The 14,523-nt window shown below is 65.7% G+C and carries 13 protein-coding genes; 8 read left to right on the top strand and 5 right to left on the bottom strand.

What is annotated here, in order from left to right; all coding sequences use genetic code 11:
• Positions 1 to 11 precede the first annotated feature (11 nt).
• The 5 genes from ABL843_RS16320 to ABL843_RS16300 form a co-directional block, all read right to left on the bottom strand.
• Complete coding sequence (locus ABL843_RS16320; protein WP_418116501.1) at positions 12 to 290, bottom strand: BolA family protein; 279 nt, start codon at positions 288 to 290, stop codon at positions 12 to 14.
• Entirely contained in the window at positions 287 to 832 is a 546-nt protein-coding gene (locus tag ABL843_RS16315; protein WP_019652541.1) for a septation protein A, read from the bottom strand. Before ABL843_RS16315 ends, ABL843_RS16320 begins: the two co-directional genes overlap by 4 nt.
• Before the next feature lie 26 nt (positions 833 to 858).
• On the bottom strand, positions 859 to 1,269 hold the full coding sequence (gene msrB / locus ABL843_RS16310; protein WP_126020174.1) for a peptide-methionine (R)-S-oxide reductase MsrB: 411 nt from the start codon (positions 1,267 to 1,269) through the stop codon (positions 859 to 861).
• Positions 1,266 to 2,747, bottom strand: coding sequence for a protein adenylyltransferase SelO (locus ABL843_RS16305; RefSeq protein ID WP_418116500.1), 1,482 nt, complete (start codon positions 2,745 to 2,747; stop codon positions 1,266 to 1,268). Before ABL843_RS16305 ends, msrB begins: the two co-directional genes overlap by 4 nt.
• Before the next feature lie 63 nt (positions 2,748 to 2,810).
• Positions 2,811 to 3,848 (bottom strand): AraC family transcriptional regulator, encoded by a 1,038-nt coding sequence (locus tag ABL843_RS16300; protein ID WP_418120481.1) that lies wholly within the window; start codon positions 3,846 to 3,848, stop codon positions 2,811 to 2,813.
• 279 nt (positions 3,849 to 4,127) lie between these two features.
• Between ABL843_RS16300 and ABL843_RS16295 the strand changes: the two genes are divergently transcribed.
• From ABL843_RS16295 to ABL843_RS16260, 8 genes are all read left to right on the top strand, one after another.
• Positions 4,128 to 5,885, top strand: coding sequence for a carboxylesterase/lipase family protein (locus tag ABL843_RS16295; protein ID WP_418120480.1), 1,758 nt, complete (start codon positions 4,128 to 4,130; stop codon positions 5,883 to 5,885).
• A gap of 114 nt (positions 5,886 to 5,999) precedes the next feature.
• Positions 6,000 to 7,643 carry a 3-(methylthio)propionyl-CoA ligase gene (locus ABL843_RS16290; protein ID WP_418116499.1) on the top strand — a complete coding sequence of 548 codons (1,644 nt, stop codon included), beginning with the start codon at positions 6,000 to 6,002 and terminating at the stop codon, positions 7,641 to 7,643.
• Positions 7,644 to 7,786: 143 nt separating this feature from the next.
• The gene (locus tag ABL843_RS16285; protein ID WP_369662231.1) at positions 7,787 to 9,016 is read left to right on the top strand and encodes a branched-chain amino acid ABC transporter substrate-binding protein; all 1,230 of its coding nucleotides are present in this window, start codon (positions 7,787 to 7,789) and stop codon (positions 9,014 to 9,016) included.
• A gap of 199 nt (positions 9,017 to 9,215) precedes the next feature.
• Positions 9,216 to 10,448, top strand: a complete 1,233-nt coding sequence (locus ABL843_RS16280) for a branched-chain amino acid ABC transporter substrate-binding protein (RefSeq protein ID WP_126020164.1) — start codon at positions 9,216 to 9,218, stop codon at positions 10,446 to 10,448.
• A 79-nt stretch (positions 10,449 to 10,527) separates the two neighbouring features.
• Positions 10,528 to 11,481, top strand: coding sequence for a branched-chain amino acid ABC transporter permease (locus ABL843_RS16275; RefSeq protein WP_126020162.1), 954 nt, complete (start codon positions 10,528 to 10,530; stop codon positions 11,479 to 11,481).
• 4 nt (positions 11,482 to 11,485) lie between these two features.
• Positions 11,486 to 12,814, top strand: coding sequence for a branched-chain amino acid ABC transporter permease (locus ABL843_RS16270; protein ID WP_418116496.1), 1,329 nt, complete (start codon positions 11,486 to 11,488; stop codon positions 12,812 to 12,814).
• Positions 12,811 to 13,581 (top strand): ABC transporter ATP-binding protein, encoded by a 771-nt coding sequence (locus tag ABL843_RS16265; RefSeq protein WP_369662233.1) that lies wholly within the window; start codon positions 12,811 to 12,813, stop codon positions 13,579 to 13,581. Before ABL843_RS16270 ends, ABL843_RS16265 begins: the two co-directional genes overlap by 4 nt.
• Position 13,582: 1 nt before the next feature.
• Positions 13,583 to 14,278, top strand: a complete 696-nt coding sequence (locus tag ABL843_RS16260) for an ABC transporter ATP-binding protein (protein ID WP_418116495.1) — start codon at positions 13,583 to 13,585, stop codon at positions 14,276 to 14,278.
• Positions 14,279 to 14,523: the final 245 nt, after the last annotated feature.

The raw sequence follows: 14,523 nt of genomic DNA, 5'->3' as shown, positions 1-14,523 counted from the left end.
GGACGACTGACTCAGAGCACCTCGATGGCGATGGCGTGCAGACCCTGTGCGATGAAAACGTGGAGGGCATCATACACAAGCCGATGCCGCGCCACGCGCGGCTTCCCGTCGAACAAGGGGGAGGCGATGCGCACCCTGAAATGGGTGCCCCGGCCCTCGGCGTTGGCACCCGCGTGCCCCGCGTGGGCGGCGCTTTCGTCGATCACCTCGAGCGCGGTCGGCGCAAGCGCCTTGCACAGCGCCGCCTCGAGTTCGGCCGTGGTGGGAAGGGGGGCGGCCGTACTCGTCATGCCGCGGGCTTGTCTTCTTCGTTCTTCAGGTGCGGCGCGATGTACAGGCCCTGCGCCACCAGGAAGACGATGGGGAACACGTAGCCCCAGAGCTTGAAGTTGACCCAGGCCTCGGTCGTGAAGTACGCCGCCACGTAGCCGTTGATGACGGCCATGAAGACGCAGTAGCCGATCCAGGCCACGTTGAGCCGGCCCCAGATGCGGTCGGGCAGCTCCAGCTGCGAGCCCAGCAGCATCTTCAGGAAGTTCTTCTTCAGCGCCCACAGCGCCACCGCGAGCGCCAGCGCCATGGCGCCATAGAGCACCGTCGGCTTCCACTTGATGAAGCGATCGTCGTGCAGCGCCAGCGTGAGCGTGCCGAACAGCAGGATCAGCACCAGCGTGGCTTTCTGCATCGCCTGCAGCTTGCGCTCGGTGGCGTAGATGATCGCCATCTGCACCACCGTGGCGGCCATGAGCACGCCGGTGGCGGTGTAGATGTTGCCCATCTTGTAGGCAATGAAGAAGAGCAGGATCGGGAAGAAGTCGAGGATCAGTTTCATCGAGCGGGTTGCCTGTTTCTTTTCTCTTATTTCTTCTGGAAGTCGAGCGACGCCGAGTTCATGCAGTAGCGCAGGCCGGTTTCGGTCGGGCCGTCGGGGAACACGTGGCCCAGGTGGGCGCCGCAATTGGCGCAGACATTCTCGGTGCGCACCATGCCGTGCGAGCGGTCGATGATGTTGCGGATGGCGCCCGGCACGGCTTCCTGCGAGAAGCTGGGCCAGCCGCAGCCGGCGTCGAACTTGGTCGCCGACTCGAAGAGCTTGGCGCCGCAGCAGATGCAGTGGTAGGTGCCGTCTTCCCAGTGCGCCTCGTACTTGCCGGTGAAGGGGCGTTCGGTGGCCGCGTGGCGCGTCACCTCGAAGGCCGCGGGTTCGGCGCCTTTTTCAGCGAGCAGGGCTTTCCATTCGGCGTCGGTTTTCTGTACGGGAGTGGTCATGATGAGCAGCTGATTTCGATCGTGGAGGCCCAGTCGGGCGGGAACCCGGCATACGCGTCGGCGCCGGGATGTTCTTCAAATGGGGTCTGCAGCAGAGCCAGCAAGACTGCCACACCCGAGTGGTCCTTTTGCTGACTCGCTTCGATGGCCTGCTGTCCCAGGTGGTTCCGCAGCACGAACTTCGGGTTGGAGCGGCGCATCAGTTCCGCGGCCCGGGCCCTGTCGGCGGCGGCATGGCGCTGCGAAAACGATAGCAGCCAGGCGTCGAAGCCCGGGCGATCCAGGAAGAGGTCGCGCACCGGCTCCACGTTGCCGTCGGCCATGTAGTTGGAGAGCCGGCGCCAGAAGATGGTGTAGTCGACCTTGCCGGCGGCCAGCAGCTTGAGCACGCCTTCGATCAGCGCGCGGTCGCCCTCGGCTGCTTCAGGAAGGCCCAGTTTGGCGCGCATGCGGCCTTCGAACTCGTTCGGGAACACCGTCTTGTAAGACTCCAGGGCGGCCACGGCCACTTCCTGGTCGCCGATCAGCGGCAGGAGCGCCTGCGCCAGGCAGAAGAGGTTCCAGTAGGCGACGTTGGGCTGCTGGTTGAAGGCGTAGCGCCCGCTGGTGTCGCTGTGGTTGCAGATGTGGCGCGGGTCGAAGCCGTCGAGGAACTGGAACGGGCCGTAGTCGATGGTGAGCCCGAGGATGCTCATGTTGTCGGTATTCATCACCCCGTGGCAGAAGCCCACGGCCTGCCATTGGGCGAGCAGGGCGGCGGTGCGCTCGCTCACGGCTTCGAGGAAGGCGGCGTAGGCGTTGCCGCCGAAGCGCTCAGTGGTGCGGCAGGTGGGGTAGTAGCGGTCGATGACGTAATCGGCCAGAGCGCGCAGTTCGTCGTTGCGCTGGTTGGCCGCGAAATGCTCGAAGTGGCCGAAGCGCACGAAGCTGGGCGCCACGCGGGTGACGACGGCCGCGCTTTCGATCTCCTCACGGTACACGGGGGCATCGGAGCCGGTCACGCACAGCGCCCGGGTGGTCGGGATGCCCAGGCCGTGCATGGCCTCGCTGCAGAGGAACTCGCGGATGCTCGAGCGCAGCACCGCGCGGCCGTCGCCGCCGCGCGAGTAGGGCGTGCGCCCGGCGCCCTTGAGCTGCACTTCGAGACCACCTTCGGTCTCGCCGAGCATGATGGCGCGCCCGTCGCCGAGCTGCCCGGCCCACACGCCGAACTGGTGGCCGCTGTAGACGGTGGCGAAGGGGCGGGTGCCTGCAACGGGCAGGCTGCCGGTGAGGGCCGCCAGCGTGGCGCCGGATTCGTGCCAGCCGGCCGGCAGCCCGAGCTGGCGGGCGACGGCTTCGCTGCGGCCTACCCAATAGGGATCGGGCAGGGGCGTGGGGCGCAGTTCGGTGAGGAAGGCCGGTCCAAGGGCGGCGAAACCCGGTTTCCAGCGCAAGCCCAGGTCCGCGGCCTCGGTGTCTTCAGCAAGCAAGCTCATGTCCGGATTGTCCGGCACCGCGCGTAACCCCTGGCCTGGCGGGCCATCGGGGGCCCGCCGGTGTCAGGCCGCGAGGGCGGCGGGGGTGTCCCAGAGGCGGGCCCGGTACTGCGCCGGAGGCACGCCGAACCAGCGCTTGCAGGCGCGGAAGAAGTTGCTGGTATCGACGAAGCCCAGCATGTCCGCCACATCGGTCAGCGTGTGGCGGTCTTCGGCCAGGTACTGCTTGGCCAGCTCGCGGCGGGTGCGGTCGAGCAGCGACTGGAAGGACACCGACTCCTCCTGCAGCCGCCGCTGCAGCGTGCGCTCGGCCAGCCCGAGGCCGGAGGCCACGTCCTGCCGGCGCGGTTCGCCGTGCTGCAGGCGGCGCGCGATCTCGGCGCACACCAGTGTGCTGGTAGTGGTCTGCCCCAGCAGGTTCAGTTGGTCGTCCAGCAGGTGCTCCTGCATCTCGCCCAGCGTTTCGTGGAAGGTGGGCAGCGGCGTCGCCATGTCGGCCGAAGACAGCAGCAGGCGGTTGGCCTCGGCGTTGAACCGGATCTCGCAGCCGAAGGCCTCGCGGTGCAGGCGGTCGTCGGCCGGGGCGGGGTAGACGAACTCCATCGCCAGCGGCTGCAGCTCGCGCCGCGTGAGCCACTGGCACTGCATGAGCACGGTCAGCAGGGCGTATTCGACGCGCTGGCGCGGAATGGGCAGGCTGCCGCCGGTGTGCCGCATCACCATCCAGCAGCCGCGCGGATCGGATTGCAGCGAAAAGGCGGTGGCGTCCGAAATAACGGCCATGTAGCGCGTGAGCCGCACCAGCGCCGATTCGAGGCTGGAGCTGCACGACATCGCATGCCCCACCGTGCCCAGCTTGCTGTGTGTGGAAGCCAGGTCGCGGTGCAGGCCCAGCGTGGGCCGGCCGGCGCGGGCCACCGCGAGCTGCCAGAGCACCGAGATCTCATCGACCGGGATGCGCGCGTTCTGCCGGTGCAGCGAGTCGGGATCGAAGCCGGCTTCGCGCAGCAGCGAGGGCACATCCAGTCCTTCAGCCTCGAACATCGACAGGACGCCCTCGAGCCACGCGGCCGAACTGGTGCGCAGCTCCGGCTGCGGCATGCAGCCCGCCCGGCGCTGGGTGCCGCGTTGGCGCAGTGGCGTGGAGGCTCCTGAAGTCATTCGTTTGGCTTTGTTGCGATAGCGATGAAAACCGTGCCGGTTTCTAGAATTTTTTTACGCGTTCGGCGGCCCCGGAGTATGGGCGCGGCGCGTCAGACCAGGAATTCCGATTAACCCGGTGTGGAGACAAGAAACATGGAGACAGAGACGAACGCACGCGACTGGCAGGGTCCGGCGGCGGTAAAGAAGACGGCAACGGCCAGGGCCGTCGCCCTGGCGATGGCCGCGGCCGCCCTGGCGGCTCTTTCGGCCTGCGGCGGTGGCGGCTCCGGCTCGTCCGGCTTCGCCTTCCTTCCGGGCCCGCCGCCCGCACCGGCTCCGGCGCCGGCCCCGCCCGCGGCGGATGGCCCCATGGTCCGCCAGACCGTTGCCGGCAAGGTCGAGGGCGTGGACGACAGCGCCAGGACCGGCACCTGGTTCTGGAAAGGCATTCCGTTCGCCAAGCCGCCAGTCGGCGCACTGCGCTGGCGCGCGCCTGCGGCGCCCGAGCCCTGGAGCGGCATCCGCCCGGCCTCAAAGTTCGGCAATGCCTGCCTGCAGATCGGCCGCATCTTCAGCCCCGGCGCCAACAACACCTACGACGAGACCATCGGCACCATGCTGGGCAAGCCCTCGGGCAGCGAGGACTGCCTGTTCGTCAACATCTGGCGCCCGGCCACGGAAGAGAAGAACCTGCCGGTGCTGCTCTTCATTCACGGCGGCAGCAACATCTCGGGCTACACGGCAGACCCGCTGTACGACGGCGCCGCGCTGGCCAAGGCCGCCAACGCGGTGGTCATCACCGCCAGCTACCGGTTGGGCATCCTGGGCTTCCTGAACGTGCCGCAGCTGCGTCCGGGCGGCAGCGAGGGCGACGACTCAGGCAACTTCGCGCTGCTCGACAACATGGCGGCGCTGCGCTTCATCCGCGACAACGTCGCCAGCTTCGGGGGCGACCCGGGCAACGTCACGCTCTCGGGCGAATCGGCAGGCGCCACCAACCTGCTGTCGGTGATGACTTCGCCGATGGCCAAGGGCCTGTTCCACAAGGCCTTCGAGATGAGCGGCGGCATCTCGCTCGCGAGCAACCTGCCGCCGGGCACCTTGCCTTCGCTGTCGCCGGCATCTGCTTCGCTGGCGCAGGGCGAATCCATCCTCGAGAAGCTGCTCGTCGCCGACGGCACCGCGGCCGATGCGACGGCCGCCAAGAACTACATCGCCACCCGCACGCCGGCGCAGATCGCCGAGTACCTGCGCGCTCAGGACGGCGGCAGGATGCTGACCACCGTGGTCGCCGCCGGCCTCGGCGCGGTCGGGCCCATTCCCGACGGCACGGTGATCCCGACCGACCCCATCGGCGCCATCGCCGCCGACCAGTACGCGAAGGTGCCGATGCTCTCGGGCAACACGCGCGACGAGGGCAAGCTGTTCGCGTCGCTGCTGGGCACCATCGGCTTCCCGAAGCCGGGGTGGATCGTCAACGACGCCCAGCGCTTCTCGATGATGTTCAGCTTCGACCCCGATGCGGCGCCCACGCTCAAGGTGGAAGACATCATCGACCCGTTCTACCTTCCGGTGGACAAGGCCGGCACCGGCTACAACGCGGCCACCGCGCTCATCACCAAGGGCCTGTTCGAAGCCAACCGCGACAACCTGCTCGACACGATGAAGACGCGCCAGTCGAACATCTGGCACTACCGCCTCGACTGGGCCCAGGAAGCCTCCCCCTGGAACGACGTCTACGGCGCGGCACACGCCTTCGACCTGCCTTTCGTGTTCGGCAATTTCGGTCCCTCGGTGCTGTCGAATGTGATCCGCGGCAAGGCCAACGAAAAGGGGCGGCTGGCGCTGTCGAGCGCGGTCATGGCCAGCGTGGGCGCCTTCATGCGAACGGGCGACCCGAACACGCCCGAACTTGGTGCAACCTGGGCGCCCTGGCCCTCGCAGTTGCTGCTCGACGCCACTCCCACGGCCACCAAGATCACGCTCATGCAATGAGCCGCTTCGTTCAATCGTGCAGTGCGGGTTTGTGTCATTGTGCAAATGGCCGAAGCTTGCGTGAATGCGTTGTTCCCGAGCTTTGAAGAAGTCATTTCACATAGGAGTCCGTAGATGCTGGGTTTGATGCAAGACCAACCGCTTCTGATCTCGTCGCTGATCGAGTTCGCCGAGCGCCACAACGGCGACGGCGAGATCGTCTCGCGTCGTGTCGAAGGCGATATCCACCGCTGCACGTGGCGCGACATCGCATCGCGCGCCAAGCAGGTGGCCAACGCGCTGGATGGCGAGCAGCTGCTGTTCAGCGACCGCATCGCCACCCTGGCCTGGAACGGCTATCGCCACCTGGAGCTGTACTACGGCGTGAGCGGCAGCGGCCGCGTGCTGCACACCATCAACCCGCGCCTGCATCCCGACCAGATCGCGTGGATCGCCAACCATGCCGAAGACCAGATCCTGTGCTTCGACCTCACGTTCCTGCCGCTGGTGCAGGCGGTGCATGCGCGGTGTCCCACGATCCGGAAATGGGTTGCACTGTGTGATTCCGACAAGCTCCCTGGCGACAGCGGCGTGCCCAACCTCGTGAGCTACGAAAGCTGGATGGGCTCGCAGCCGACCGACTACGAATGGCCCAGCTTCGACGAGAACTCCGCCTCGAGCATGTGCTACACGAGCGGCACCACGGGCAACCCGAAGGCCGCGCTCTACAGCCATCGCTCGACGATGCTGCATGCATATGCCGCTGCACTGCCCGACGTGATGCGCCTGTCGGCGCGCGACTCGGTGCTGCCGGTGGTGCCGATGTTCCATGTCAACGCGTGGGGCATTCCGTACTCGGCGGCGCTGGTGGGCTGCAAGCTGGTGTTCCCCGGCGCGGCGCTCGACGGCAAGTCTGTCTACGACCTCATCGAGGCCGAGGGCGTGACCTTCGCCGCCGGCGTGCCCACCGTGTGGCAGATGCTGCTGGGCCACATGCAGGCGGGCGGCCTGAAGTTCAGCAAGCTCAACCGCACGGTGATCGGCGGCTCGGCCTGCCCGCCGGCCATGATCAAGGCGTTCCAGGACATCTACAACGTGGAGGTGCTGCACGCCTGGGGCATGACCGAGATGAGCCCGCTGGGCACGCTGTGCACGCTCAAGAACAAGCACCTGTCGCTGCCGGCCGACGCGCAGCTGCAGATCCGCATGAAGCAGGGCCGCGCCATCTTCGGCGTCGACATGAAGATCGTCGACGGCGACGGCAAGGAGCTGCCCTGGGACGGCAAGGCCTATGGCGACCTGCTGGTCAAGGGGCCATGGATCGTCAAGGAGTACTTCAAGGGCGAGGGTGGCGATCCGCTCATTCCAGATGAACGCAACCGCGGCTGGTTCCCCACGGGCGACGTGGCCACCATCGATGCCGAGGGCTACCTGCAGATCACCGACCGCAGCAAGGACGTGATCAAGTCCGGCGGCGAGTGGATCAGCTCCATCGACATCGAGAACATCGCCGTCGCGCACCCGGGCGTGGCCATGGCCGCGTGCATCGGCGTGTTCCACCCGAAGTGGGACGAGCGGCCGATCATCGCCGTCGTGAAGAAGCCCAACGCGGAGGTCACGCGCGAGGAGCTGCTGAAGTTCTACGAGGGCAAGACCGCCAAGTGGCAGATCCCCGACGACGTGGTGTTCGTCGAGGCCATCCCGCTGGGCGCCACCGGCAAGATCCTCAAGACGAAGCTGCGGGAGCTGCTCAAGGACTACAAGCTGCCCACGGCATGACCGCCGGGCCCGCCGCGAGCGCCGCGCTGTCGCATACGCGATAGCAAGGCGGCCCCGGCGGCCCTGCTTGCGGGCAATCCCTGTGCGGCGAAAAAAAGGCCGCTTGTACGCTGGCGGTCCGCCTTTCACACCGGAGACTCTTCATGCAATTTGCCATCAAGTCTGTAGCTGCCTGTGCAATGTTGGTGAGCGCTGCCGCGGCGTTCGCCCAGAAGGGCGAGACCGTCAAGATCGCCTGGCTCGACCCGCTGTCGGGCCTGATGGCGGCGGTGGGCACCAATCAGCTGAAGACCACGCAGTTCCTTGCCGAAGAGTTCAACAAGAAGAACCAGTCGGGCGTGAAGTTCGAGATCATCGCGATCGACAACAAGCTCAGCACGCAGGAGACCACCGCGGCCCTGCGTTCCGCGCAGGACCAGGGCGCGCGCTACATCATGCAGGGCAACGGCTCCGGCCCCGCGCTCGCGATCATCGACGCCATCGAGAAGAACAACGCGCGCAACCCGGGCAAGGAGCTGCTGTACATGAACTACGCGGCGGTCGACCCCGACCTGACCAACAGCAAGTGCAGCTACTGGCACTTCCGGCTTGACGCCGACACGTCGATGAAGATGGAGGCGCTGACCACCTGGATGAAGGACCAGCCCGACATCAAGAAGGTCTACATCCTCGGGCAGAACTACGCGCACGGCGTGCAGGTGTCGAAGTACGCCAAGGAAGACCTGAAGGTGAAGCGCCCCGACATCCAGATCGTGGGCGACGACCTGCATCCGCTGGCGCAGGTGCGCGACTTCTCTCCCTACATCGCGAAGATCAAGGCATCGGGCGCAGACACCGTCATCACCGGCAACTGGGGCTCCGACCTCTCGCTGCTCATCAAGGCAGCCAACGACTCGGGGCTGAACGTCAAGTTCCTGACCTACTACGCGCCGGGCGCGGGCACGCCCACGGCGATGGGCGCCACCTCGGAAGGCAAGGTCTACACCGTGGCCTATGCCCACTACAACATGGGCGGCGAGATCCAGCAGCTGCTCGCGGGCTACAAGAAGCGCATGAACGACGACCTCACCCAGTCGTCGATCTATCACGTGTTCGCGCTGCTCGATGCCGCCTTCGTCAAGACCAGGTCGACCGACCCGGTGAAGGTGGCGGCGGCCCTGGAGGGCATGAAGATCAAGAGCTTCAACGGCGAGGTCGAGATGCGCAAGTCCGACCACCAGTTGCAGCAGGGCCTCTACATCGCGAGGTGGGAGAAGGCGAGCGCGAAGTACCCGTACGACGCGGAGAACACCGGCTACACCAACGTTCCCGTGAAGTACTTCGAATCGTACGTGGCGAGCACGCCCACGTCGTGCCAGATGAAGCGCCCCTAGGCGTCTTTGTGAACGCGTTTCCTACCCATCGGTAGCAGCTGTCTACCGGCGGGTAGCAAATTGGAGAAACGCGGTGTCGCATGCGCGATAGAAACGGGCCTTTGCGGCACCCCTCTTACGGGCATTCCCTGAGGGGAGGGGCTGCAAACGCTTGTACTCTCGTGCGGCGTTTTGAATCGGTTTGACCAGGAGATATAGATTGAAGTTCGCTCTGAAAATCGCCGCCGCAGCCGTCATCGCTGCCACCGCCACCGGTGCCTTTGCCCAGAAGGGTGAAACCGTCAAGATCGCATGGCTCGATCCGCTGTCGGGCCTCATGGCCGCGGTCGGAACCAACCAGCTCAAGACCTTCCAGTTCTTCGCCGAGGAGTTCAACAAGAAGAACGCGGCGGGCGTGAAGTTCGAGATCATCGGCATCGACAACAAGCTCAGCCCGCAGGAGACCACCAGCGCGCTGCGCTCGGCCCTCGACCAGGGCGCGCGCTACATCGTGCAGGGCAACGGCTCCGGCCCGGCGCTCGCCATCATCGATGCGCTCGAGAAGAACAACGCGCGCAATCCGGGCAAGGAGGCGCTCTACCTGAACTACGCCGCCGTCGACCCCGACCTGACCAACAGCAAGTGCAGCTACTGGCAGTACCGCTTCGACGCCGACACGTCGATGAAGATGGAGGCGCTGACCACCTACATGAAGGACCAGCCGGAGATCAAGAAGGTCTACATCATCGGCCAGAACTACTCGCACGGCCAGCAGGTCTCCAAGTTCGCGAAGGAAGACCTCAAGCACAAGCGTCCCGACATCCAGATCGTGGGCGACGACCTGCATCCGCTGGCCCAGGTGCGCGACTTCGCGCCGTACATCGCCAAGATCAAGGCCTCGGGCGCCGACACCGTCATCACCGGCAACTGGGGCTCCGACCTGGCGCTGCTGATCAAGGCGGCCAACGATGCGGGCCTGAACGTCAAGTTCTACACCTACTACGCCGTGACCACCGGCACGCCGACCGCCATGGGCGCGGCTTCGGACGGCAAGGTCTACCAGGTCGGCTACGCCCACTACAACATGGGCGGCGACATGCAGAAGTACGCCGACGACTTCAAGAAGAAGTTCAACGACGACCTCTACACCACCGACATCTACACGGTGTTCCAGGCGCTCACCGAGGCCTTCGTGAAGACCAAGTCGACCGACCCGGTGAAGGTTGCGGCCGCGATGGAAGGCCTGAAGTTCAAGAGCTTCAACGGCGACATCGAGCTGCGCAAGACCGACCACCAGGCGCAGCAGGGCTTGTACATCACCCGCTGGGAGAAGGCCACCGCCAAGTACCCCTACAGCCCCGAGAACACCGGCTACACGCTGGTGCCGGTGAAGTTCTACGACGCCTACGTGGCGAGCACGCCCACCTCCTGCCAGATGAAGCGTCCCTCCTGATTCCGGGAACGCGCCAACGCGGTCGAGGCCCGACTTCAACACTCGGGCCTTTTTCTTTTTCAACTGACACGAAAGACCGATGAACGTCGAATTCTTCGTCATCTCGCTGCTCAACGGCGTGAGCTACGGCCTGCTGTTGTTCATGCTGAGCTCAGGCCTCACGCTGATCTTCAGCATGATGGGCGTGCTCAACTTCGCGCACGCGAGCTTCTACATGCTGGGCGCCTACTTCGCCTACACGCTGTCGGGCATCGTCGGCTTCTGGCCGGCGCTGGTCATCGCGCCGGTGCTGGTGTTCGCGCTGGGTGCCGCCTTCGAGCGCTACTGCCTGCGCCGCGTCCACAAGTTCGGCCATGTGCCCGAGCTGCTGGTGACCTTCGGTCTTTCGTACCTGATCCTCGAAGTCGTGCAGCTGGTGTGGGGCCGCTCCACGGTGCCGTACGGCCTGCCGTCGGCGCTGCAGGGGCCGCTTTTCACGCTCTACGGCACGCAGTTCCCCAAGTCGCGCTCGTTCATCATGCTGGTGGCGGTGCTGATGCTGGTGTCGGTGTGGCTGCTGCTCACGCGCACGCGCATCGGCCTGGTGATCCAGGCGGCGCTGAAGCACCCCGAGATGGTCGAGGCGCTGGGCCACAACGTGCCGCGCGTCTTCATGCTGGTGTTCGGCGGCGGCGCCGCGCTGGCGGGGCTGGCCGGCGTGGTCGGCGGCAACACCTACGTCACCGAGCCGGCCATGGCCGCGTCGGTGGGTTCCATCATCTTCGTGGTGGTGGTGGTCGGCGGCATGGGCTCGCTGGCCGGTGCCTTCCTGGCCTCGCTGATCATCGGCGTGGTGCAGACCTTCGCCGTGGCCATGGACCAGTCGCTCGCCACCGGCCTGCAGGCCTTCGGCGTGGCGGTGACCGACCAGACCTTCGGCTACGAGCTGCTCAGGCTGACGATCTCGCAGGTCGCGCCGATCCTTCCGTACCTCTTCCTGGTGCTGATCCTCATCTTCAGGCCCAAGGGTCTTCTCGGAACGCGGGAGGACTGACGCGATGAACACCGCAACGACAACCGCTTCGACCTCCACGCCGGTGCGCTACTACCGGTTCAAGCCGCTGAACATCGGCCGCATCCTGATCTGGTCCTTCTTCGCGCTGCTGCTGATCGTGGCGCCGATGATCTTCACCAGCAGCCTGGCGCTGACCATGCTGTCGCAGATCGGCTATCTCATCATCATCTGCCTGAGCTACAACATGCTGCTGGGGCAGGGTGGCATGCTCAGCTTCGGGCATGCGGTGTACGTGGGCATGGGCTCGTTCATCGCCATCCACGCCATGAACCTGGCCGGCGCGGGCAAGCTGCCGGTTCCGCTGGTGCTCATCCCGCTCGTGGGCGGGCTGGGCGGCATGTTCTTCGCCGCGCTCTTCGGCTACGTGTCGACCAAGAAGTCGGGCACCACCTTCGCGATGATCACGCTGGGCCTGGGCGAGCTGGTGGCAGCCATGGCGCTGATGTTCCCCAGCTTCTTCGGCGGCGAGGGCGGCATCACCACCAACCGCGTGTACGGCGCCTCGTTCTTCGGGCTCAACTTCGGTCCGCAGAACCAGGTTTACTACCTGATCGCCGTCTACTGCTTCATCTGCACCGGGCTGATGTTCGCCTTCACCGGCACGCCGCTCGGGCGCATGCTGAACGCGGTGCGCGACAACCCGGAGCGCGTGGAGTTCATCGGCTACAACACGCAGCGCGTGCGCTACTACGCCTTCATCATCGCGGGCTTCTTCGCCGGTATCGGCGGCGGGCTGGCTGCCATCAACTTCGAGATCGTGAACGCGGCCGACAGCCTCAACGGGCTGCGCTCGGGCAGCTACCTGCTGTTCACCTTCCTCGGCGGCGCGACCTTCTTCTTCGGGCCCATCATCGGCGCGGCGCTGCTGGTGTTCGCGCTGGTGCTGCTGTCGGAACTCAGCAAGGCCTGGCTGCTGTACGTGGGCCTGGTGTTCCTGCTGATGGTGATGTTCGCGCCCGGCGGCGTGGCCAGCCTGATCATGATGAACGTGCGCGTGGCGCTGTTCGGCAAGATCAAGCGCTTCTACCTGCTGTACGTGGGCCTTCTCGTCGGCGCGGCCATCATGCTCGCGGGTGCGGCGGCCATCGTCGAGATGATCTATCACATGCAGCTCAACGCGGCGCTCGGGCCGGTGGTGCCGTTCGCCGGCCTGCAGCTCGACACATCCTCGGCCATGGCCTGGGTGGTCGCCGTGGTCCTGTTCGCTGTCGGCCTGGGCGTGTTCGAAGTGGTGCGCCGGCGCTTCGCGAAGGTCTGGGGCCATGCGCAGGAAGAAATCGAAGCCGAGATCAAGCGGCGGGAGACGGCATGACCTATTCACTCGAACTCAAGAACCTGCGCAAGAGCTTCGGCAAGACCGACATCATCCGCGGCGTCGACCTGGCCGTGAAGGCCGGCGAGCGTATCGCCATCATCGGACCGAACGGCGCGGGCAAGTCGACGCTCTTCAACCTGATCAGCGGGCGGCTCGCGCCCAGCAGCGGCGAGGTGCTGCTCAACGGCACGCGCGTCGACGGCATGAAGCCGTACGAGATCAACCGCATGGGGCTGTCGCGCAGCTTCCAGATCACCAACATCTTCCCGAAGCTCACCGTCTTCGAGAACCTGCGCTGCGGCGTGCTGTGGAGCCTGGGCTACAAGTACACCTTCCTGCGCTTTCTCTCGAACCTCGACGACGCCAACGAGCGCACGGAAGAACTCATCCGCCAGATCGGCCTGGAGAAGAAGCGCGACGTGCACGCGGTGAACCTCACCTACGCCGAGCAGCGCGCGCTGGAGATCGGCGTGACCATCGCGGGCGGCGCCAGCGTGATCCTGCTGGACGAGCCCACGGCCGGCATGAGCAAGACGGAGACTTCGCACTTCATCTCGCTCATCAAGCACGTCACCGTCGGCAAGACGCTGCTGACGGTGGAGCACGACATGGGCGTGGTCTTCGGGCTGGCCGACAAGATCGCGGTGGTGGTGTATGGCGAGGTGATCGCCTTCGACACGCCGGCTGCCGTCCGCGCCAATGCGCGCGTGCAGGAGGCTTACCTGGGCTCCGCCGTCGCCGATGCACAAGGGGCTGGACACTGAAATGCTGAAGCTTCAAGACATCCACGCCTACTACGGCAAGAGCCATGTGCTGCATGGTGTTTCCTTCGAGGTGAACCCGGGCGAGATCGTCGCGCTGCTGGGCCGCAACGGCTCGGGCCGCTCGACCACCGCCAAGGCCATCATGGGCCTGGTGCATGCCGAGGGCGGCCTGCACTGGAAGGGCCAGGACATCCTGCGCCGAAAGGCCTACGAGATCGCGCACTGCGGCATCGGCTACGTGCCGGAGAACCGCGACATCTTCCCCAAGCTCACGGTGCACCAGAACCTGCTGCTGGGGCAGAAGGGCTCGGGCAAGGGCAGCCGGTGGTCGTTCGACGACATGTACGGCATGTTCCCGCGCCTGAAGGAGCGCCAGCACACCGAGGCGGGCGTGCTCTCGGGCGGCGAGCAGCAGATGCTCACGCTGTGCCGCACGCTGATGGGCGACCCCGATCTCATCATCATCGACGAGCCCACCGAGGGCCTCGCGCCCAAGATCGTCGAGCTGGTGGGGCAGTACCTGCGCACGCTCAAGGACAAGGGCATCTCGGTGCTGCTGATCGAGCAGAAGCTGACCATTGCGATGGAAATCTCCGACCGTGCGCTCGTCATGGGCCACGGCAGCATCGTCTTCGACGGCACCCCCGCCGGCCTGCGCGCCGACGCCACCACCCGCAAGGAGTGGCTGGAGGTCTAGGCCGCTGGATGCGGATTTCCGGACGCAGAGGGCGCGAAGGTTTCGCGAAGGACGCGAAAGCAAGTCAGAAAAAATGATCTGCTTTCCCTTTCGCGTCCTTTGCGAAATCCTCGCGTCTTCTGCGTTCGGTAGCCGTTCCCGCATCCACGGCCCTTGTCTCTACAGCGACTGCGTGCCATTGTTGGGCCGCGCGAAACGCCTAGAATCCCCCGAAAAAGAACACTCGTGCTTTTTCTTCTTTTTCT

This window comes from Variovorax sp. 350MFTsu5.1 (assembly GCF_048302515.1).
GTDB classification, from domain to species: domain Bacteria; phylum Pseudomonadota; class Gammaproteobacteria; order Burkholderiales; family Burkholderiaceae_C; genus Variovorax; species Variovorax guangxiensis.
Note: the sequence above shows the minus strand (reverse complement) of the source record. Positions and strands in the feature narration are given on the sequence as shown.